The following is a 20511-nucleotide window of genomic DNA, read 5'->3' as shown; positions in this document are numbered from 1 at the left end:
GTCGCATGCTGCCGCACTCCTGGCGCTCCGCCGCGGCCGCGATCACCGTGCTGTGGCTGGCCACGCTGGCCGCGGCCGGCATGATCTTCCTGTCCCAGACCTTGCTGGCGCGCCGCCTGGGTCCTAGCGACTACGGCCTGTTCGCCTCTTCGCTGGCGACGGTCAGCATGCTGGCGCCGCTGGCCGGCTTCGGCCTGTCGCAGTTCCGGCTCAAGGCCTACGGCAGCGAAGGCTGGTCCGCCGAGCGCTGGCTGCGGCCGGCGCTGCGCTTCTCGCTGCTGAGCACGATGCTGGCCTGGTTGCTGCTCGCCGCCTGGGCCTGGTTTGCCCCGGGTATCGATGCCGCCACGCGCACTGCCCTGTGGGCGCTGCTGCCGGTGGTGGTGGGGCTGCTGGCCGTCGACCTGGTCGGCAGCAAGCTGCGCCTGGAAGAACGCCACGGCGCGCTCGCAGCCTGGCAACTGCTGATGCCGGGCGGGCGCCTGCTGGTGGCGATGCTGGCGTTCGCCGCGGTCTCGGTGTCGGCCACGGCCGTGGCGCTGGGCTATGGCCTGGTCGCGGCGCTGGTGGCCATGTTGGCGGCGCCGCAGTTGTGGGCGATGTGGCGGGGCCGGATCGAGCTCAAGGGTCACGGGCCCCGCCCCGAGGCCGCGTCCGCGCTGGACATTCCCAGCGTCGCCCAACTCAGCGCCCAGGCCTGGGCCTACGGTCTGGCGGCGGTGCTGTATCCGATCTTCTTCCAGATCAGCACGGTCTTGCTGAAGTACCTGGGCAGCGACGCCCAGGCCGGGCACTACGGCGTCGCGCTGGCAATCATGACCGCGGTCTATCTGTTGCCGGCCACGATCTATCAGAAGTTCCTGCTCTCGCGCCTGCACCGCTGGGCCGCGCACGACCAGCCGAAGTTCTGGCGCGTCTATCGCTTGGGCAACCGCTGCATGGCCGCGGCCGGCGCCGCGATCGGCCTGACGCTGGCGGCGCTGGCGCCCTGGCTGGTGCCCGCCTTGTTCGGTTCCGCCTACGCCGAGGTCGCCGCGGTGCTGATGGTCCTGGCGCTCTGCACCCCGATCCGCTTCCTGTCCACCTCGGTCGGGTCGGTATTGCTCACCGCACAGCACATGCGTTATCGCGTGCTCGCCATGCTGGCCGCCACCGCGGCCGCGGTGGCCTTGAACGCCGCGGCCGTACCGCATTACGGCGAACTCGGCGCCGCCTGGGCCACGGTGATCGCAGAAAGCCTGCTCCTGCTTTCGATGTGGTTGGGCGCGCGCCGCGTGATGGCCAAGGCGGTGATCGCATGAGCCGGCCACTGAGCGTCGCCCTGAGCGGCTACTACGGCATGCGCAACTTCGGCGACGACCTGTTCGGCCTGCTGTGCGCGGCCGCGACGCGCCGGTTCTGGAGCGCCGAGCCGGTCCTGATCGGCCCGCCCCTGCTCGGCGCGCACGCACGCAGCACCTGGCCGCGGCCGCTGCCGTCGGCGCTGTACGGTGCCGGCGGTCCCGCCGGCAAGCTCAGCCGCCTGCTGGGATTCGCCAACGGGCTGCGCGCCTGCGATCTGTTGGTCATGGGCGGCGGCTCGGTGATCAACGCGCGCGAGTCGTTCCGCAAGCCGCTGATGCTGGCGGCGCAACGGCGCGGGCGCGCGCAGCTCGCGGCGGTCGGCGTCTCGATCGGACCGTTCGCGAACCGCGCCGAACAGGCCACCGTCGCCGAGTATGTGCGCAGCTTCGCCTACCTGGCGGTGCGCGACCGCCGCTCGCATGCGCTGGCGCTGGAGATGGGCCTTGAGCGCATCGTCCACGACGGCCGCGATCTGGCCGGCTTGCTGGCGCATCTGGTGCCGGTCGCGGCGCGCCGCGGCGATCGCAGCGCGCCGGTGATCGGCGTCGCACCCTGCCATTTCCACGTCCGCCCCGACCACCCCGCGCCCGCGCCGCAGGCCTGGCAGGACGCGGCGATCGAGGCGCTCGCGCAGTGCGCGAGCGAACGCGCGCTGGCGGTGAAGGTGTTCAGTCTCAACGGACATCCGCGCCACGGCGATGCGGAACTGGCCCTGCGCATGCAGTCGCAATTGCACGACCGCGGCGTGGTCGCCACCGCGCAGCTGTACGCAGGCGGCGATCCGCTCGCCATGGTCGACGCGATCGCCGACTGCGACGCCTTCATCAGCGCGCGCCTGCACGGGGCGATCGTCGCCTATCTGTGCGGCGTCCCGTTCACGATCGTGGACTACCATCCCAAGTGCCGCGATTTCGCCGACGACATCGGCCTGCCGTCGGCGCTGCGTCTCACCGCGGACGAACATGACTACGCCGCATGCGCACGTGCGCTGTCGACGATGCTGAACGAAACCGGTATCGAGCCCGTCGTTTCACCGAACTTATACGCGCAGCAAGCGCTGCGTATATTCCAATGCGCACCATGGTCGACGACTGCGCCCTCGACACCATGAACGTGAACCGCCCAGCCCCGCGCGAGATCGCGCCGATCAGCGTGATCGTTCCCTGCTACCGCTGCGCGGACACCATCGCCGAGGCCGTGGCCTCGGTCGCCGCGCAAAGCCTGGCGGTGGCCGAAGTCGTCCTGGTCGACGATTGCAGCGGCGACGGCACGCTGGAGCGGCTGCATGCTTTGGCGGCGCGCTATCCCGAAGGCTGGCTGCAGGTGCTCGCCCTGCCCGAGAACGGAGGGCCGTCGCGCGCCCGCAATGCCGGCTGGGCGCACGCCAGCCAGGAGTATGTCGCGTTCCTGGATTCGGACGACACCTGGGCGCGCAGCAAGATCGAGCTGCAGATGCGGGTATTGCGCCAGGATCCGGGCATCGCCCTGATCGCGCATCGCATGCAGGTCCGCGACCGCCACGCGCCCGCGCCGCCGCCCGTGGAGCGCGCGCGCGCGACCGTTATCGGCCGGCGCCGTCTGCTGCTCAACAACCCGTTCCCGACCGCGTCGGTGATCTTGCGCCGCGACTTGCCGTTCCGTTTCGACGAACGTTTCCGTCGCGTCGAGGACTTCTTGCTCTGGGCCCAGATCGCGTTTTCCGGCTACCGCTGCGTCAAGCTCGACCGCACCCTGGCGTTCTGGCACAAACCGACCTTCGGCGCCGGCGGCCTCAGCGAAGACCTGCGCGCCATGCACGCGGCCGGCCGCGAGGTCCGGCGCGAACTGCTGCGCCAGGGCCTGGTGAGCCTGCCCGAACACTGCTTCGCGCGTGCGCTGGGCTACCTGCGCCGCGGCCGCCAGCGCCTGCGGCTGGCGTGGCGGCGCGCGAACCAACCCGAGCTGCGGACATGAACGCCGTGCCGGACCTCCTGGTCGCCAGCGAGCGCCCGCAACGCACGACCGACGTCGCCGCCAGAACGGTGCTGAGCGTGCTGCTGCTGGCGATGGTGGCGGCGTTCGGTTGCTGGCTGGTCGGCACGCGCGCTCCCGATATCGGCACCGATACCCACACCTATGCCGGCTTCTTCGAGGCGCTGGGCCAGGGCAGCATGGAAACGCGCCTGGAACCGGGCTTCGTCTACCTCAGTTACCTGCTGTGGAAGCTCGATGTGGGCATCACCGGCTACCAGGCCGCGCTGTTCGCCCTGATGCTGGTCACGGTGGTGATATCCAGCCATCGCTACTTCGCCTATCTGGGCGATCGCCGCGGCTACCTGACCTTCCTCGGCGTCGCGGTCATGCTGCTGTTCGTTTCGCCCATGTTCGTCAACGCCACCATCAACGCGGTGCGCCAGGGCCTGGCCGCGCTGCTGGTGTTCACCGCCCTGCTGTCGTTCCACGACCGCAAGTGGCTGCACTTCCTGCTCTACGGCGCCGCCGCCAGCAGCCTGCACCTGTCCTCGCTGCTGTATCTGCTGTTCGCACCCTTGCTGTTGCTGAGCACGCGGACCCAGCGCCTGGTCGCCGTGGCCGCGTTCGCGCTCTACGTCAGCGGGGCCTCGCTGATGCTGGTGAGGGCCGCGGTGCCGGCGCTGTACGAGCTGGTGATGTCCTATACCGCCAACAGCTACTACCGCTCCGGCGTGCGCATCGATTTCGCAGTGTTCTCGATATTCTGGTACCTGGTGCCGCATTTGCTGTCGCCGCTGGTGCGCGCGGACGTGCGCAAGAAGATCAAGGACAGCACCGGCATCTACTTGGTCATGATGCTGCCGTTCTTCGCCATCGGCTGGGGCTATTTCTCCAACCGCTACCTGCTGCCGGCATGGTTGTCGCTGTCCCTGATCCTGGCCGCGATGCTGTTCCACAGCCGCCTGCCCCTGCTGCGCCACCCGCTGCTGCTCCGGTTCGGACTGATCGCGTCCTGCGCGGTGTTCTATTACTACGTGACCCACGAGATCGTGATCTGAGGGCCGATGATGCTGGCATCGCTGCAAAGATTGGCCGTCGCGCTGACCTATCCGCCCACCTTGAGCCTGGGCCTGACGGTGCTGGCGGCGCTGCTGATGATCCGCTACCGCAAGGCCGGCCTGCTGACCCTGTGCGCGGCGCTGGGCTGGTCCGCGCTGTGGTCGGTGCCGAGCGCCTCGGATTGGCTGCGCCACCAGCTGGAGAAGCGCTACCCGGTGCTGGACACGGCGGCCTTGCCGCAGGCGGACGCCGTCGTCGTGCTCGGTGGCGGCAGCCGTTATGCCTGGCTGGACCGGCCCGATGTACGGCCGGAGACGCTGCAAAGCAGCCGCCTGGCCGCCGGCGCCCGCGCCTGGCATGCCGGGCGGGCGCCGCGCATCGTACTGTCCGGCGGCGGCGAGGGCGGCGACAGCGAAGCGCGCATGATGGCCGGCGCGATCGCCAGGCTGGGCGTGCCGTCGTCGGCGCTGCTGCTGGAAGAGCGCAGCCGCAATACCCGCGACAACGCCTACTACACCGCCGAACTGGTCGAACGCTTCCACATGCGCCGCGTGCTCCTGGTCACTTCCTCGCTGCATATGCCGCGTGCGATCGCGCAGTTCCGCAAGCAAGGCATAGACGCGATCGCGGTACCGGTACCCGAACTCGCGCGGCGATCGACCTGGCGCGAGCGCTGGCTGCCTTCGCGCAGCGCGCTGTGGCGCAGCGGCCGCGCATTCAAGGAGTACGCCGCCTTGTTGTCGGTACGCTTATGGACCTGAATGTCTACACGGATATGAATCGGGCTGTCGCACGCGCCGCGCGCGCGTTCACGATGAACCCGCTCTCGCCGCAGGCAGCGGCCGTCACATCCCTTAGGCGAATTCCCACTTAGGATCTTTTTCACTGACGTGCACAGCGGGAACGCTGAGCGCCATCAAAGTCGGCACGTTGGCATGGACGCGCACCCGGCATCCACGATGCCGGCCACTGCCGTGAACATGAGGACCAGACCTTGAAGACCATCCTTTGCGCTTGTTCGGCGATCGCGCTTTCGATCGTATCCGTGGGCTGCGTGCCCGGCCAACAGATGTCGAGGAGTTCGGCGCACGAAGCCGAAGCCGTCGCCGGCAGCGACGTCAGGATGGTGCCGATCACCCAGGAGCTGGTGACGGCGAACGCGCGCCCCGCGGCCAAATTGCCGCCGGAATTACTGAACGTGCGCAAGGAGGACTACACGATCCATCCCGGCGATACCCTGCTGGTGACGGTATGGGAGCACCCTGAGCTCACCGCGCCCGCCGGCAGCCAGCAGCAGGCCGTGACCAACGGCCGCCTGGTGCAGCCCGACGGTACGTTCTTCTATCCCTACGCCGGCAAGATCAACGTCGCCGGCATGACCGTCCAGGCCTTGCGCGATACGCTGAGCTCGAGTCTGGCCAAGTACCTGCGCAATCCGCAGCTGGACGTCAACGTGGTCGGCTTCGGCAGCCGCGTCTCGCTGCAGGGCGCCTTCGTCGACACCGCGCCGCAGGAGCTGACCACGGTGCCGCTGACGCTGTCGCAGGCGATCGGCCGCGCGCGCATCAATGCCGAAACCGCCGATCTGGCGGGCTTCACCCTGACCCGCGACGGCCGCAGCTATGCGCTCGATCTCGACGCCCTCAACCGCGACGGCTCGGTGGCGCCCGATATCGTGCTGCGTCCCGGCGATCACCTGTTCCTGCCGTTCAACGATCGCAAGGAAGTCTACGTGGTCGGCGAGGTACTGCGCCCGCAGGCGCTGACCTTCAAGACCACCGACATGAGCCTGACCCAGGCCCTGGGCCGCAGCGGCGGCCTCAATCCCGTGACCTCCAAGGGCGAGGCGGTGTACGTGATCCGCGGCATCGAGGCCATGCAGAACACGCCGGCCACGGTCTACCACCTCGACGCCAAATCGCCGGCCGCGTTCGCGCTGGGCGATCGCTTCTCGCTGCGTCCGGGCGACGTGGTCTGGGTCGGCCCGGCGGGCGTCACCCGTTGGAATCGCTTCCTGTCGCAGCTGTTGCCGCTGTCCGGCATCATCAGCAACGCGGCCTCGGCGCAGTACAACTTCGATCGCGGCAACTGATCGGGCGTTTATGCAGCGGGCCGGCCGACGCGGCCGGTCCGCGCGTGGTCGGCGGCGGCGCAAGTACGAGTTGCGCCTGGAACTCGTCTCGATCAACGGCCGCATGAGCCTATTGCGCTAGTTCGGCGACGAACTCGAATCCGCTCAGTCCTGCGACACCGACGGCGAGTGGATCGTGCAGGTGTAGGTGTAGCGCAATCCGGAGAAGTTGCAGCGGATCGCGGCCGAGTACGTCTCCTCGCTGCGATTCTGGCCTTGCAACATGAAGATCATGACAGCGAACCTTCAAACAAATTAAAAGCATTCGCGCCGATCAGCGCGGCGATTCATCGTTAGCGCCGCATACACGATGCCAAGCGAGCCACTGCGCCTCATGTTTGAGCATTTGTGAGTGGCATCACGACGGAAGCATCCTTTTGCGCGTACAAATTCGCGCCAGAAACGGAGTTTCTCTCGCTACTGGGCAAGGCAGGCGGACGGGCCCTCAATCGGCTTTCCCCTGCAGACATGGAGGTCGCTATGCGCATCAACGCAAACGCGTGCCCGATATTCTCTGCGGCCAACGGTCTCTCGGTTGAGCTTGCTCTTTACGAATTCAGGCCGCCTCCGCGGCGTGCCACGCCTGCACATCCCTGATTGCCGCGAACGCGGCTGAAATTCAGGATCGACATTCACGGACCGCGGCATCAAGCGTGCCGCGAGCGGCATGCGCATGGCATGCGCATGGCATTCGGATCCGAACATGCGAACCAGCGGAGCGTCGTGAGACGCGCCGCCAGCGCGGCCAGGGACGGCCGCGTCGGCGAAACGGACGACCCCTGCCCGTTTCGTCGGAGCCAGTCCGGGCCCCTGTCCGGATTGCTCCAGGTCGAGAGAACGCAGGAGGCGCTTTCTCGACAGCCCGCTAAAGGACTACCCCACCAACAACGGAGCTTGTTATGAAAACGCTAGCCGCGCTGAGTTTGGTGCTGTTGATTTCGATCCCGGCAATGGAGACGGCGCAAGCCAAGGAACCTTCATTCCAGAAGTTGAACGCGAAAGCCAGGTTCATCCATGGCGACAATCTGGTGACGCACGCGTTGCCGGAAATGGGCATCGCCACCGACGCCCGCCTGCAGAGCCCGCGACAGAAGGCCGCCGGACTGAGCACCATCACGGTCACCCCCAACGGCGATCAGTACGAGTCCAAGATGCATCCGGAAGACGTCGCCATCTTCGAGCAGGCCATCAAGGACCTGGAGATGATCGGCCGCACCCCCACCTCGCAAAGCACTGCCCCGAAGCCCCCGCTCCGCTACGGTAGCGCCATGATCGGCCCCACCGTCGTCATCGGCCCCGACAATCGCGTGCAGGTGACGAACACCGTCGCTTCGCCGTATTGGCATATCGGCCGCATCGCGATCGGCTGCACCGGCACGCTGATCACGCCCAAGCACGTGCTCACCGCCGGGCACTGCGTGTCCAACGGCGCCGGCACCTGGTACTCCGCTTTGAACTTCACCACCGCCCAGAACGGCAGCTACCAGCCCTGGGGCACCACCAGCTGGGCCCGCGCCGTCACCACGACGGCATGGCACAACAGTGCGGACTCCAACTACGACTACGCCCTGATCGTGCTCAGCTCGGCCCCGCACGGCGGCAACTCCGGCTGGGGCGTCTACTCCGGCGGCACCCACACCATCAGCGGCTATCCGGGCGACAAGCCCTTCGGCACGATGTGGACGCATTCCGGAACGGTCTCCACCAGCGGTTCCTACCGGCTGTGCTACACCATCGACACCTTCGGCGGTAACAGCGGCAGCGGCATCGCCAGCGAGGGCGGCGTTAATGTCCGCGGCATCCACACCACAGGCTCGGCCTCCCAGAACTGCGGAACGCGGATCACCAGCACCGTCTACAACCAGCTGCAGAACTGGATCACGACCTATCCTTGATCTATCGACGGGCGTTGAATCGAACTGACGCCGGCGTGGCGCGCCGCAAGACGGCGCGCCACGCTTTCGTCGCCTAGCCCAACCCGCGAGGCCGGAAGCATGAGAACTCTCTTCATCGTGGCACTGATGCTGCTGGCAGCCTGCAGCGTCAACGGCAAACAGGCGACCGTGGATCGAGCGCCTCTGGAAACTGCGCTGATCGTCGGCAGCGCGGAGACCCCCGACCCGGTATTGGCCAAGGTCATGGAGTTGGAGAAGAACGGCGTGGTGAAGGACGTCGTCGTGCAGGAGTCCTTTCCCGTGCAGATCCGATTGCGGGCGCCCAGGAAAGTGATCGATGAGCTAAACCGGATGCCTCGGTCCGGCGGGCTGCGATAGCTAAAGGGCGCTGTGCCGCTAATTCAGAAAAGCGGAAAGGGCCAGGCGCACGTCGTGAATCGCGTTAACGCACCCGCCTCAACCGCCGCAGGAAATGCACGCCCTCGCTATCGCCCTCGATAGTGAGCACATCCCCCTCGACGCGGAACGGCCGCGGCTGATCGGTGCCGGTGTAGCTGGGCATCAAGCTGCCCTCCACCCGATGCACGACGACCCCCTTCTTGGCGTCGACCTCGTACGTTCCGAAATAGGCGACGAAACCGTCGTACGCGGCACGCACCTCCGCGTCGGTGCCCTTGGCATCGTCGCCGGACGCGAACGGTGGCGTCGCGGGCGTGCGCATGAGCTGCACGCTCAGATGCCCCGTTGGGTCGTAGACGATGTAGCCCTTGGGGTGCTCGCCGTAGGGATGGACGACCTTGCCGGTTTTCGAATCGGTGTCGGTGACGCGCTCGACCCGCCAGGTACCGACCAGCGGCGCGGCACCGTCGGTTGCGCGCGACGGCGAGCTGACCGACAGGGCCAGCAGCGCGGAAAGAACGGCGCAGGCGGCGGGGAAAGCTCGTGCGATGTTCATGCGGGCACCACGTCGTGGCTTGCGGCCCCACACGATATCAGCGTCGTTCTGCGCGCTCCTGGAACGCTGTGAGCGAAGGGCTGAAACGAATCGGCGGCGCCTGGCCCGCAGGCTAGGGCCAAGCGTCCTTTGCTCCAGGCCGTGGGCTCCGACGCCGGATCGCAAAAAAAGGGCGGCGCAATCGCGCCGCCCCTACTTACAACTTCAGCTTCCGTCGCCGTTTACACGCCAATGGCGGTTTCCGCGGTCACGTAAGGCAAGCCGTGCGCTTCGGCCACCGGCTCGCAGGTCACGTGGCCTTCGGACACGTTGAGGCCGTTGCGCAGATGGACGTCGCGCGCAAGCGCTTCCTTCCAGCCGTGGTTCGCGAGCGCCAGGGTGAACGGCAAGGTCACGCTGTTGAGCGCGAAGGTGGAGGTGCGGGCGACCGCGCCGGGCATGTTGGCCACGCAGTAGTGCACGACGCCGTCGACGACGTAGGTCGGCGCCGCGTGGGTGGTGGCGCGCGAAGTCTCGACGCAGCCGCCCTGGTCGATGGCCACGTCGACGATGACCGAGCCGGGCTTCATGGTGCGGACCATGTCGTGCGTGACCAGCTTGGGTGCGGCGGCGCCCGGCACCAGCACGGTGCCGATCAGCAGGTCGGCGCGGCGCACGAGTTCTTCGATGGCCGAGCGGGTGGAGAACACGGTCGAGATGGCGGTGCCGAACTGGGTGGCCAGACGCTTGAGCGCATCGGCCGAACGATCCACCACGGTGACCTTGGCGCCCATGCCGACGGCGATCGTCGCCGCGTGGGTGCCGGACACGCCGCCGCCGAGGATGACGACTTCGGCGGCCGGCACGCCGGGCACGCCGCCCAGCAGCACGCCGCGGCCGCCCTGCGCCTTCTCCAGCGAATGCGCGCCCACCTGAGGAGCCAGGCGGCCGGCGACTTCCGACATCGGAGTCAGCAGCGGCAGCGAACCGTTCGCCGCGGTCACCGTCTCGTACGCGATGCAGATCGCGCCCGACTTGATCAAGTCGTGGGTCTGCGCCGCGTCGGGGGCCAAGTGCAGGTAGGTGAAGAGGATCTGGCCCGGACGCAGCTTGGCGCGCTCTTCCGCCAGCGGCTCCTTCACCTTCACGATCATTTCGGCATCGGCGAAGATCTGGTCGGCACCGTCCACGATGACGGCGCCGGCGGCGACGTAGTCGGCATCGGCCAGACCGGCGCCCAGACCGGCACCCTGCTGCACCATCACCTGGTGGCCGTGGTGCACCAGCTCTTGCACGGACGAGGGAACGAGACCTACGCGGTACTCGTGGTTCTTGATTTCCTTCGGCACACCTATGCGCATGGTCTGTACTCGCCCGTGATCTGGCCCCGGCTCTTCCGGCGCCTTGTGGGGAGGCAGTATGAACGAGCAAACATGCACTTATTCGCTAATTTCGTTGCTTCGGCGAAGCCAATGCCGCACTATTTACCGATATTTCGAGCATCCGTCGAATAATATGCGAATGAAACTGGACGCCCGCGATCGCGCCATCCTGCGCCTGCTCCAGGAGGACGGGCGCCTGACCAACGCCGACGTCGCCCAGCAGATCAACCTGTCGCCCTCGGCCTGCCTGCGGCGCGTCAAGTTGCTGGAGGAGCGCGGCCTGATCGCGCGCTACGTGATGCTGCTGGACGAGAAAGTGGTGGGCCTGCCCGGCACCGCCTTCGTGCTGGTGTCGCTGGACCAGCAAGGGCGCGCGTCGCTGGACGCGTTCGAGGCGGCGATCCAGCAACACCCCGAAGTCACCGAGTGCTGCCTGCTCGCCGGCACGGCCGACTACATGGTGCGCGTGGCCTATGCCGACTCCGCCGACTTCGAGCGCATCCATACCGAGATCCTGACCCAGCTGCCCGGCGTGGTGCGGGTGCAATCGACGCTGGCGCTGCGCACCGTCAAGAAGACGACCGCGCTGCCGGTGTGAGGCCGGCTGCAATCATCGACGCATCGCCGGCGCCGCTCAGCCAGCCGTCGATCGAAACCACAAGTCGCCGGCGCCTCCAGGCACCGGCGACCGCATTGCGGACACTCAGCTGATCGCGATCGCCAGCGTCAGCACCGCCAGGCGATTGACGTAGGCCGACATCAGGTCGGCGTTGCCGTTGCCGTTGTTCTGCGGAGTGAATGCGTCGCAGGCCCCAGGGGGCGATGCCGCGCCGAAGTTCGGATTCACCAGCGCGTTAGCGGTGGCGATGATCGCCGGCTTGTACGCGGCCAGCAGCGCCGGCTCGGCCCGATAGGCCTGCAGCAGATAGCGCATGTAGGCGCCCACGCCGGTCTGGTAATCGCCGTAGTCGCTGCCCGGCGGCGTCGCGTTGTACGGGTCCGTGGCCCCCACCTCCAACCATGGCAGCGGGAAATTGCCGCTGACCGAGCCGTAGGCGCGCGGCCGGAAATAGTTGGCGAACGTGCCCTTGATGAGATCCGGGTACAGACCGCACACCGGCGGCGGCGAGGCCTTATAAATCGCATTCGCCTCGCGCAGCGCCCCGATCAGCAGGCCCTGGTCGCCGCTCCAGGTCATCCCCTTGTTGTACGAGGAGTCCCAATAGATCTCGTTGTTCACCGCCGCGAAGCTGGACACTCGCTCACGCACCAAGGACCCGCCCTGCGAGCCCTGCTGCCCCGTCAACAACAGCGATTGCAGCGGGTCCGGTGTCTTCAGCATCCACAGCTGCCACCAGGCGATCTGGTTTTCCCAGGCCTGGTTGCAAGCTGCGAGATTGAAGTTCACGTTGTTGAAGTACGGCGCGAAATCCGGATTCTTCGCGGCCTGGGACAAACGCAGGCTCAGTAAGGCGTAGACGGCATTGGTGACGGTGTTCTGGATCGGATTGAGGACGTCGCCGCCGCCGCTGTTGTACTCGGGCACCGGAATGGGGTGCTCGGTGGCGGTGAAAGGCGAGTTCCAAATGCCGCCGGGCGAGTAGCGCGGACGCAACTTGGCCTGCATGTCCGGCGACACGCCCGGCCAGGTCTGGGCGATGTAGGCCCAGCAATTGGGCGCGCCGGTGTTGTTGCCGTGGGTGCTGGCGAAGCTCGCCCAACCGGGCGGGTCGAGATAGGGGTAGGCCCCATGCGGACCCGACTTCGTCGACCAACCCGCGCCGTACATGTAGCACCAGGAATTGATCGCGATCTTGAGGAAGTCGTAGCGGTGATTGGCCGCGAAGCCCAACTCGGCCGCACGCAAGGCCGCGATGCCGATCCAGCCGAAGTCGTCCCACCAATTGCCTTTCTTGGTCGGATCCAAGGCATTCAACGCGGCGGCTGCATAAGGCGCGCTGTCGGTACCGCTGACGACGAAATAATCGAGCAGGCTGTCGAAAGCGCAGGCCGTGCGCCAGACATTGCCGGCCGAGTCCCACAGCGGGAGGATCTCTTTGAACAGTGAAGTAGCTTCGGCCAGATAGGCCGCTTTATCGGCCGCCATGCCTTGCTGCGTGGTCCGGCCGTTCTGAATGTCGTTCATGGCTTCATCCTTGAGCTGGGTGATGGGGAGCTGCGGTCTGTGCTGCTCTTGGTGCGAGGGCAGCATAGTCCTGCAGGGGCCCGCAACCTTGACGACTTGCCCGCTTTCCGCGACACGCGGCGACGTTCGTCGGTTTGGCGGGCGCGGTGTCCCGACGGTCCCGGCCTCAGCGTAGGGCGCCCGCGGCTATATCACCGACTCCGATAACTCCCTGCCCCTCGTCTTGGAGTACCTGGAAGGACGCAATCTGCAGGTCAGCGAGAATCGCCTGGGCCGCGATTTCGCGGAGGAATGGAAAGATGAACCTGCCCCTCCAAGCTATCCGATCGCGCGACCCGGTCGCTGTTGCTCGTCTTGTTGCCGCTGGCTCGCATCCATTGCCAGTTGCTGATCGCACTGCTGATTTACGGCCTGCGTTTCTTTGAGGGTGTCCTGTATGCTCGGCGCGGGGCCATGTGCCGGCACCGAGGCATGAAAGCCAGGGGTTACGCTGCCGACCCAGAGCTTTCCATCCACAACGCCGACCTGGCCGACGCGCTCAACGTCCGGAATGCCGTTGCGCTTGGCCTCCAGCATGGCCTTGGCTACCACCTCGTCGGACACATCGGTCGGTACTGCGCCGCGAATTTTGGCGAACATCGCCTGATCCGCTGGTGATAGTCGCGCAACCTCTCGCCGGGCTTCATCGCGATCAGGATTCGTACGCTCCGCACTCTGCGTCGCGACAGGCTGCAAATGCCCCGAAACGCTCGCGGCCCGGAATGGCGCGGACTGGATCGGGAGTTCCGGCTCAGGCCGAGCCGGTGACGGGATTTGGCGCTCAGGCTCGCCTACGGCGAGGACAGGCACGTCGGGCTTCTGCGGCTCCGCCCCCATTGGCGCAGGCTTTGCCTGCCCGGACTGCGCGACTGCCTCCGATGCTGGCGACGGCGCCACGGATTTCTGCGACTCGATCTTTGCCTGCTGAGCGACCGCCAGCGCCTGCACCGTGTCGGGGTCGACGCGGCCCGTCTCGGCCAGACCATGGTCTCGCTGAAGCTGGCGGACGGCATGTTCGGTCGAAGCGTCGAAATGCCCTGGCTCGGGAGCCGGCGCATCTGCTGGCCCACGGTATCCCACTCGTTGCAGGCGGTATTGCAGCAGTTCGACCTCCTGACCTCGATCGCCACGACTCAACGCGCCGTCGTCCGGAGCAGGCATAGCCTCCGCCGCAACAGTCGGAGCGGCCTGCGGAGGTTGGGATGCTTCCGGGACGGCCAGCGAAGCTGCTTCGCCAGCAACAGCCGGAACGGCCTGCACAGGCTGAGTGGCCGCAGCCACGACTGGCTGCGCGACCGGCGGCACCGGTGCCAGGTCCGCCGCGACAGGCGGCGCGACCTGGGGCGTCGGCGCGGTCGGCAATTCCGCAGGCGCCTCGGGGGCGCTCGCAGGCTGAGGCGCAAGTGCACCAGGCCCTGCCGGCTTGGTCGCCAACACATCGGACTGTTCGGCCTGGCCGGCCGGGTTCGGCTGGTCCATCGTGCGGCCTGGCAACTTCGGCTCGGGCGGCGCCGCTTCGGCCACGGTCGCAGCCTGCGGAGACGGCGAAGACGCTTCAGGCTGCGTCACCCTCAGCGCGGAGATGGGCTCCGCTTCGACAACCACGCGGACGGCCTCGACTTCACGTACGGGTAGCGGGCCTTCCGAGCGCAACGGCGCTGCCGCCGCCGCGACCGCAACCTGTTGCACCTGATCGTTCGACACGCCTTGCCGATTCGCTTCCCGGATCATCTGATCCTGGGCATCGCGCTGCTGCGGCGACAACGCCGCAATCCGCAACTCCGCTGTTTCCGGTATCGGCTGCTTCAAGCCGCGCTGATCGACGAGCGCCAGTTCAATGTCCTGTGAGCTGGTGACCGCCGCAACGTGCACACCTTGCGCATCACGACCCAGGTGGACGATCGGACTCTGAGCGTCGTAGCCGCCCTTCTCGTTTCGCTCCACGTAAAGCGAGGTCAGATTCGCATCGATACCCTGCGCCTCACGGGTACGTTGCACGGCCTCCAGCGCCGCGTCGAATCGATCGGGATTGGGGGCCACGCCGACCGCCGCGTAGGCCGTCCGCAGGTTGACGCGATCCATGTCCTCGCGAGTGGGCGGCGTCCAGGCAGGCGCCGCCGCCAACTGCTCCGCGTGCTGAACCAACGCGGGCTGCAGTTGCTCGCGCGTACCATTGAGTTCGCGGGCGGTATTGCCCTGCGCCAGTTCGCCGCTATCGGACCGCCATTGGCCATCCTGGCCATGCCGGTAGGACTCCTCGTTGGAAGCAGTCAATCGATCCGCATTCGCCAGAGCGGCGGTCACCGCGCTCGGCGGCGCGCCGAAGGATTGACAGCCGTAGGCTTTATAGGCCAACTCGTAACGCGCGGCGATCGGCGCCGGTCCGCTCGCGATGTTCGCTTTGATGACCTGCTCGGCATCGCGCTCCAACTCTGCGGCGCGCTCGGGCGGCGCTGTATCCGTGCGGGTCAGCGGATGGCCGCGGTCCGTTCGGGCGATGACCGTCTCGCGCCGCCAGTCGCCGGATTCCGCATCGCGCTTCCAGTTCGCATCGCCGAGGCTCTTGGCATCCTCGTCATTCGCGGGCAGGTTGAAGGGATCGCGCGGCGCCACGACGTTGCCCAAAGCGAGCATCGTGGCCGAGTTGCTCGCCAGGAAGTTCAGCTCGCGCTCCTTTTCCGGCAGTGCGGAGAACGACTGCCTGGTCGGCGCCCGGATACCGGTGTCGCTGAGATCGCCTTGCTCCTGGCGCAGCCACTGCCGACCGTTGAACTCCCACTCGACGCCCTGCCCGTCCTTTTGTTCGTAGATCTGCTTGTTGTCCCACCACTTGGCGACGTTCTCGCCGACGTGACTGCCGGCGACGGCACCCACAGCAGCAAAGCCGATCACGCCGGGACCGGTCTCCCAGCCAACAGCAAGACCAGTGGCCGCGCCGCCGACCCAGCCGCCCGTGCCGCGCGCGGCGTAGTGGGTCAGTTCCGACTGTGCGGCCAGCGGATTGTCTTGCGAAAACAGCGTACTGGCGCGGTCGGCGCTGGCCTTGGCATCCACCACGCTGGCGGCGATCCCGGCGATGCCGGCTGCGGCCATGACCTTCGCACCGGGGCTGAGCGGCCTCGGAGGTTCATAAGCCCGGACCTCGATATCGACCTCAACCATAAGCTTGTTGCGTGCCGCCGCCATCGAGTCCTCGGCCAGCGGAGCCGTCATCTGCGTCGGGACGCAACGGGCCGCATCCCGAGTGCATGACGCAATCTCGGTGATCTGCGCGGCTGTTGTCATTGGCTCCGGCCGATGGCGGACCGCTGCGGCGATCGGATCGCTGGGAACCGGGCTTCCGTCATCCGACATCAGCTTGATGACCTCGCCAGCAGGCAAGTCCCGCCGAGTCTTCGGCATGTACTTAAATGGGTTGGCTTCTTCGGAACGATGGATAACGTTCATTCGCGGATCGTCGGTCTCCGGCAATCGCCGCAGCAGCGATTCACTGAAAAGGGCGTCGTGGTAATCCGTCATCAGGTTGTAGCTGCGCGTGCCCAGGCCATTGCGCAGGTAGCTGCCGCCGATGTCGGAATGCGCGCCGGCCACGCTGACGCTCAGAAAGCGTCCGTCTTCCGACATGCCGGCCGGTATGATGCGATCCACCGGAAACGTACGGCGTCTCTCGTCGGCGGCGTTGATCTGGAAACCGGACACGACCGAAGGCGGCAAGCGCCGGTCTAGCTTCTCCATCGCGCCAGTCGGCACCGGGTCGTAGATACCCACCGACATCGCCGTGTGTCCCGGTGCCTGATGGAAGTGAGGAAAGGCTTTCTTCAGGTTGCCGTGCTCGTCTGAGACAATTTCGGGGCGATACAAATTCGGAATGCCACGCTCATGAATCATCCGCGCCAGTATCGGAACTTGGCTACCCCCTCGGCTAAACCCCTCGGCATGAACCGCGACCTTCGCGTCAGGGTCTTGCTCGTAAATGCTGTTCGTCTGCTCGACTATCCGCCCGTACAGCTGCTCAGCGATTGACTCGCTGGTGTAGCCGGTAGCTGCGTCGATTTTTTGTTTGATAGGGTTTGTCTGCGTGGCGGGACCGGCCTCATACAAGACCTCAATGTTTAATCCCGCGCTCTTTAATTTTTCGGCCTGAGCTTTGAACCTAGCGACGTTGGTTGCATTAAGCGGGTCTTGCGCAACATCGTTCTGAGTGCCGTCCATCAACCCGAACAAGAGATACGAGTGCGGGTCTTTGGTGTTGAGTAACGTCGGCACCTTGAACTTGTACAGTTCATCGGCGGCTTTGTCGTAACTCCTCAGATGCTCCGCAGTCGCGGTGTAGTGAGACACGTCATCCTTCGGCAACCCGTCTTCGGCGAGATAGATGACGTACTTCTTTCTCTTCTTGTCTTCTTCCATGTGACGCCGCTCCGTTAGTACGTTTTCGTCCAGGCCAACACCAACTCGTTTCGTCCCACAATATCGGGGCGATTGGGATTCGGCGGTGTTTTGGTCAGCACGCGCGCCTTCATGTAGACATTGATGGTTCGGTCGTTGACCTCCATAAGGATGTCGGGAGCGCTGGTTTTGCCACCCTCGTATCGCACCCAGTCTTCGTTGACATCCTCTTTGGAGACGTTGTGAAGAACGATCTTCTCCGGAAAGATATCTTTGATGAGGTCGATTTCATCATGGTGTTTCACACCGTCCAGCGAGGTCCACTCGACCTCCACGGGCCCCGGGGGCATTCTGTAAACTCCGATGATGAAACTGGCGCTCCAACGATCCTTCCAATTTGGTAACGGAGGCGGACCGGACGGTCCAGTTAGATGCTCATCGAATGCGAGTTGATGGCCCTCGAAAAGGAGCTTGGAGTGAAGGGTGTTGAATATCGCTGAGCCAAAGGTGAACTCATCGAAGGTCAGCGGCCACGGGATTGGGGATGAGTTGCTAGGGGCTTGGTTATTCATATTCAGATTCCTAAGGGGAAAATGCCGCAATAGTCGCAAGTGTGCCGTTCATGGCGACTTTGTCGTAAGTCATGCTCGTCAGCTGCTCCGGCGTGGTGGTGTAGTGCGAAACGTCGGCCTCCGGGAGCTCGTCTTCGGCGAGTTGAACCACCTTCTTCTTGTTCCTTTTTGTCTTCTATGCGCCCACCCTTCCTTAGTAGGTCTTCGTCCAGGCCAGCACCAAATTTTCGCAGCCCACAATGTCGGGTCGATCAGGATTCGGGGGGAACTTGGTGAGCACCATTGCGCTCATGTAGACATTGATGATTCGGTCATTGATCTCCATCAAGATGTCCGGTGTGTCTTTGTCGTACCGCGCCCAATCCTCGTTGACATCCGAAGGTGAACTCATCGAAGGTCAGCGGCCACGGGAAGTCGGCGGCAGCATTAGCGGGGCGAGCGCCTTGGGTCATTGCAGCATGTCCTGAGAAAAGAATTCCTAATGCGGATGAAGTTCATCGCCGCCACGCGAACGGCCCGCGCTGTCTGGCAACAGCTCCGATCTGTCGATGCGCATTGGAGGGATAAGACATAAGCATCCATGTTCGATCGTCGATTCGCATCACCCGTCCCGTGCGATATCGAGTTGCTTTCGACTGGGCTCGATCATCAAAAAATGTGCTGTCTGAGACAGCATCGTTGGCGACTCCCTTCGATCTGTGCAGCTTGCACGGTGAGGTTGATCCGGCGCAGCTAGCGTCGTCAAGCCCAATCGTGTCTGATGCGAATTAATTTGCGGTCGATTTTTTCAAGAAGGCATTAGATAAAAGTATTTTCTGTGCCCTCATGCCGTCTCTGTTACGTCATCACCCGCTGAGATTGTTGGCCGCTAGTTTTTTGATCGCCTTCGCCGGGGATTCGATAAATGAACTGCACTGCCCTGCGCGGCGGAATCGAGCGACCCGCGCTTCCATGGTCATGGGTTGAGGTCAGGCCGGCACGATGTCGGACACAAGCGGCGGGGTGCTCGGCCATCACATGAGGCTGCATCGATCAATTGAACCCGCCGAACAAAGTGGCTCAGGACACACTTTTACGCACAAGCGAAGGTTCGCTATGGCAACCTGTGTTTCGACATTCGACGCATGCCCAATCGAACGACTTGCCCATCTGGCCAGCCATGGCAGCGCTGAATCCAATCGTTGCGCTCTATGCGTGGCGATATCGCGCACGATTCCGCATGCCGTCAATGCAGATGAGCGATCCAATTGAGTAATGAGCGGCCGCACCGCTCTCCTGTTGAGCCACATCGCTTCGGATGACCACTCGGGTCGTTAGCCGCTGCTCGCCGCTCAATTGAAAAAAGTTCCGCCGGCGGCGGGCGGCGGGCAGAAGCGGTCGTCCCCGAGAGTTCAGTACGGCGGGATACCCTGATTGGTCGGATTTGTCCGAAGGCGGCTGCGAATACTACAGCTTCAGCTCAGGTAGCAGCGCCAGCGGGCGTCAAGATCGAATGCCTCGATCGCCCTTGCCTTCTGTGATCTGGTTTCGGCGATATAGAGCGGCGAGACAGAACAGGGTTAGAAGCATTACTGATACGTACGCAACCATCGCAACTTCGTTGACGTGGGCTGAGTGGGCCGCTTCAATTCGCATGGTCCACATTCCGTGGTCTCCTTTGCCACCACGCATCCAGTCGCCAAAATTCCAAGCTGCATGCAATCCCAGGGGAAGCGCGATACCGCGCGTCAGCAAAGCCGCCATGCTAAACACCAACGCGCCTAAACCTGATCCCAAAACGGCATTACTCCATGTAGCGCCGCCCAACCGGTGTTCCGCAACGAAGATCGTCATCACCATCAACTGGGCGCCGACCGCGCCGAACGCAGGCAGCAGAGTGCGCAACGGGTAGCCCCGAAACGCGACTTCTTCGCGCAAGGCAAGGAGGCCGTATCCGAGCGCAGCAACAGCTATCCCCGTCGCGTCGACTTGAGTATTGCGAGTCCAGCTCACCTGACCCGTGCTGGCGACAATAGCCGCGTGCAAGGCCACCAACGCGCAGCCGATTGCCAAACCGACAAGAAAACGCATGTGCGTCCGGCGGTCCCATGCGAGTCCGATATCGCTGAATCTCTTTCTGTCCCAACGCAAGAATGCAGCAGTCAGTGCCAGCGTAAGCAAAACTCCTATCCCCCCGATCACTATCTCTTCGGGCCATCCAGGGAAATGGCGGGCTACTATGCTGGCAGCCACGAGGGCCGCCGCAGCGGCCAGAAAGAACGCCAGTGCATGCAACAAGGATTTCAGTCGCCTGGCGCCTGGAAGATTCATTGATCTACCCGCGAAGAATGACCGATGGTCGCTCGGAGTGATGAGTGCGGCAAGTAGCCAATGTCACGACGGGCTCAATCAAACGGAAGAGGTGTGTCCGCTTTGAGCCTTCGCCATCTTGCCTGGCTGGCAGCAGCCGAGCCCAAAGGACAACCGGCCGTTAAAGCCGGTTATCGGCCATCTTGGCGGTCAAATTATGGTTGGCATTTCAATAAAAGTTGGCCGAACCGGCCAGCTTATGCTTGCCCCACCAGATACCCGCGCACAGCAGCATGGTGGGCCCACCAGGATTCGAACCTGGAACCAAAGGATTATGAGTCCTCTGCTCTAACCGTTGAGCTATAGGCCCTGAAAGGG

16 protein-coding genes and 1 tRNA gene are annotated in these 20511 nt (G+C 64.8%); 9 read left to right on the top strand and 8 right to left on the bottom strand.

The window, feature by feature from the left end:
• Positions 1-5 precede the first annotated feature (5 nt).
• From ASE10_RS09715 to ASE10_RS09690, 6 genes are all read left to right on the top strand, one after another.
• Positions 6-1301: a polysaccharide biosynthesis C-terminal domain-containing protein gene (locus ASE10_RS09715; protein ID WP_055907987.1), complete on the top strand. Its 1296-nt coding sequence runs from the start codon at positions 6-8 to the stop codon at positions 1299-1301.
• The gene (locus tag ASE10_RS09710; protein WP_055907985.1) at positions 1298-2455 is read left to right on the top strand and encodes a polysaccharide pyruvyl transferase family protein; all 1158 of its coding nucleotides are present in this window, start codon (positions 1298-1300) and stop codon (positions 2453-2455) included. Before ASE10_RS09715 ends, ASE10_RS09710 begins: the two co-directional genes overlap by 4 nt.
• Positions 2425-3297: a glycosyltransferase family 2 protein gene (locus ASE10_RS09705; RefSeq protein WP_162250472.1), complete on the top strand. Its 873-nt coding sequence runs from the start codon at positions 2425-2427 to the stop codon at positions 3295-3297. Before ASE10_RS09710 ends, ASE10_RS09705 begins: the two co-directional genes overlap by 31 nt.
• Positions 3294-4355: an EpsG family protein gene (locus tag ASE10_RS09700; RefSeq protein ID WP_055907980.1), complete on the top strand. Its 1062-nt coding sequence runs from the start codon at positions 3294-3296 to the stop codon at positions 4353-4355. The genes ASE10_RS09705 and ASE10_RS09700 overlap by 4 nt, the downstream gene beginning before the upstream one ends.
• A gap of 6 nt (positions 4356-4361) precedes the next feature.
• Entirely contained in the window at positions 4362-5117 is a 756-nt protein-coding gene (locus ASE10_RS09695) for a YdcF family protein (RefSeq protein ID WP_055907976.1), read from the top strand.
• 233 nt (positions 5118-5350) lie between these two features.
• Entirely contained in the window at positions 5351-6448 is a 1098-nt protein-coding gene (locus ASE10_RS09690) for a polysaccharide biosynthesis/export family protein (RefSeq protein ID WP_235567550.1), read from the top strand.
• 144 nt (positions 6449-6592) lie between these two features.
• Here ASE10_RS09690 and ASE10_RS21295 read toward each other — a convergent pair whose 3' ends face one another.
• The gene (locus tag ASE10_RS21295; protein WP_255355485.1) at positions 6593-6721 is read right to left on the bottom strand and encodes a hypothetical protein; all 129 of its coding nucleotides are present in this window, start codon (positions 6719-6721) and stop codon (positions 6593-6595) included.
• Positions 6722-7386: 665 nt separating this feature from the next.
• Between ASE10_RS21295 and ASE10_RS09685 the strand changes: the two genes are divergently transcribed.
• Both ASE10_RS09685 and ASE10_RS09680 read left to right on the top strand, forming a co-directional pair.
• On the top strand, positions 7387-8382 hold the full coding sequence (locus ASE10_RS09685) for a trypsin-like serine protease (protein ID WP_055907968.1): 996 nt from the start codon (positions 7387-7389) through the stop codon (positions 8380-8382).
• 99 nt (positions 8383-8481) lie between these two features.
• Complete coding sequence (locus ASE10_RS09680; protein WP_055907965.1) at positions 8482-8760, top strand: hypothetical protein; 279 nt, start codon at positions 8482-8484, stop codon at positions 8758-8760.
• A 64-nt stretch (positions 8761-8824) separates the two neighbouring features.
• Here the strand turns inward: ASE10_RS09680 and ASE10_RS09675 are convergent, their stop codons facing one another.
• Positions 8825-9337, bottom strand: coding sequence for a lipocalin-like domain-containing protein (locus ASE10_RS09675; RefSeq protein ID WP_056304757.1), 513 nt, complete (start codon positions 9335-9337; stop codon positions 8825-8827).
• Between the two features lie 221 nt (positions 9338-9558).
• The gene (gene ald, locus ASE10_RS09670) at positions 9559-10677 is read right to left on the bottom strand and encodes an alanine dehydrogenase (RefSeq protein WP_055907959.1); all 1119 of its coding nucleotides are present in this window, start codon (positions 10675-10677) and stop codon (positions 9559-9561) included.
• Between the two features lie 160 nt (positions 10678-10837).
• Between ald and ASE10_RS09665 the strand changes: the two genes are divergently transcribed.
• A complete protein-coding gene (locus ASE10_RS09665) occupies positions 10838-11296 on the top strand; it encodes an Lrp/AsnC family transcriptional regulator (protein ID WP_055907956.1) in 459 nt (152 codons plus the stop codon).
• A gap of 105 nt (positions 11297-11401) precedes the next feature.
• Here ASE10_RS09665 and ASE10_RS09660 read toward each other — a convergent pair whose 3' ends face one another.
• The 5 genes from ASE10_RS09660 to ASE10_RS09635 form a co-directional block, all read right to left on the bottom strand.
• Positions 11402-12844 (bottom strand): hypothetical protein, encoded by a 1443-nt coding sequence (locus tag ASE10_RS09660; protein ID WP_056304756.1) that lies wholly within the window; start codon positions 12842-12844, stop codon positions 11402-11404.
• 318 nt (positions 12845-13162) lie between these two features.
• Positions 13163-17293 carry a peptidoglycan-binding protein gene (locus tag ASE10_RS09655; RefSeq protein ID WP_056304754.1) on the bottom strand — a complete coding sequence of 1377 codons (4131 nt, stop codon included), beginning with the start codon at positions 17291-17293 and terminating at the stop codon, positions 13163-13165.
• A gap of 14 nt (positions 17294-17307) precedes the next feature.
• Positions 17308-17844: a hypothetical protein gene (locus ASE10_RS20140; protein ID WP_157480828.1), complete on the bottom strand. Its 537-nt coding sequence runs from the start codon at positions 17842-17844 to the stop codon at positions 17308-17310.
• A gap of 1482 nt (positions 17845-19326) precedes the next feature.
• The gene (locus ASE10_RS09640; protein ID WP_056304749.1) at positions 19327-20121 is read right to left on the bottom strand and encodes a CPBP family intramembrane glutamic endopeptidase; all 795 of its coding nucleotides are present in this window, start codon (positions 20119-20121) and stop codon (positions 19327-19329) included.
• A 306-nt stretch (positions 20122-20427) separates the two neighbouring features.
• A tRNA-Ile gene (locus tag ASE10_RS09635) sits at positions 20428-20503 on the bottom strand.
• Between the last annotated feature and the right edge of the window lie 8 nt (positions 20504-20511).

It is taken from the genome of Lysobacter sp. Root76 (assembly GCF_001428685.1).
In the GTDB taxonomy this organism is placed as follows: domain Bacteria; phylum Pseudomonadota; class Gammaproteobacteria; order Xanthomonadales; family Xanthomonadaceae; genus Lysobacter.
This window is presented reverse-complemented; position numbering and strand designations above follow the sequence as displayed.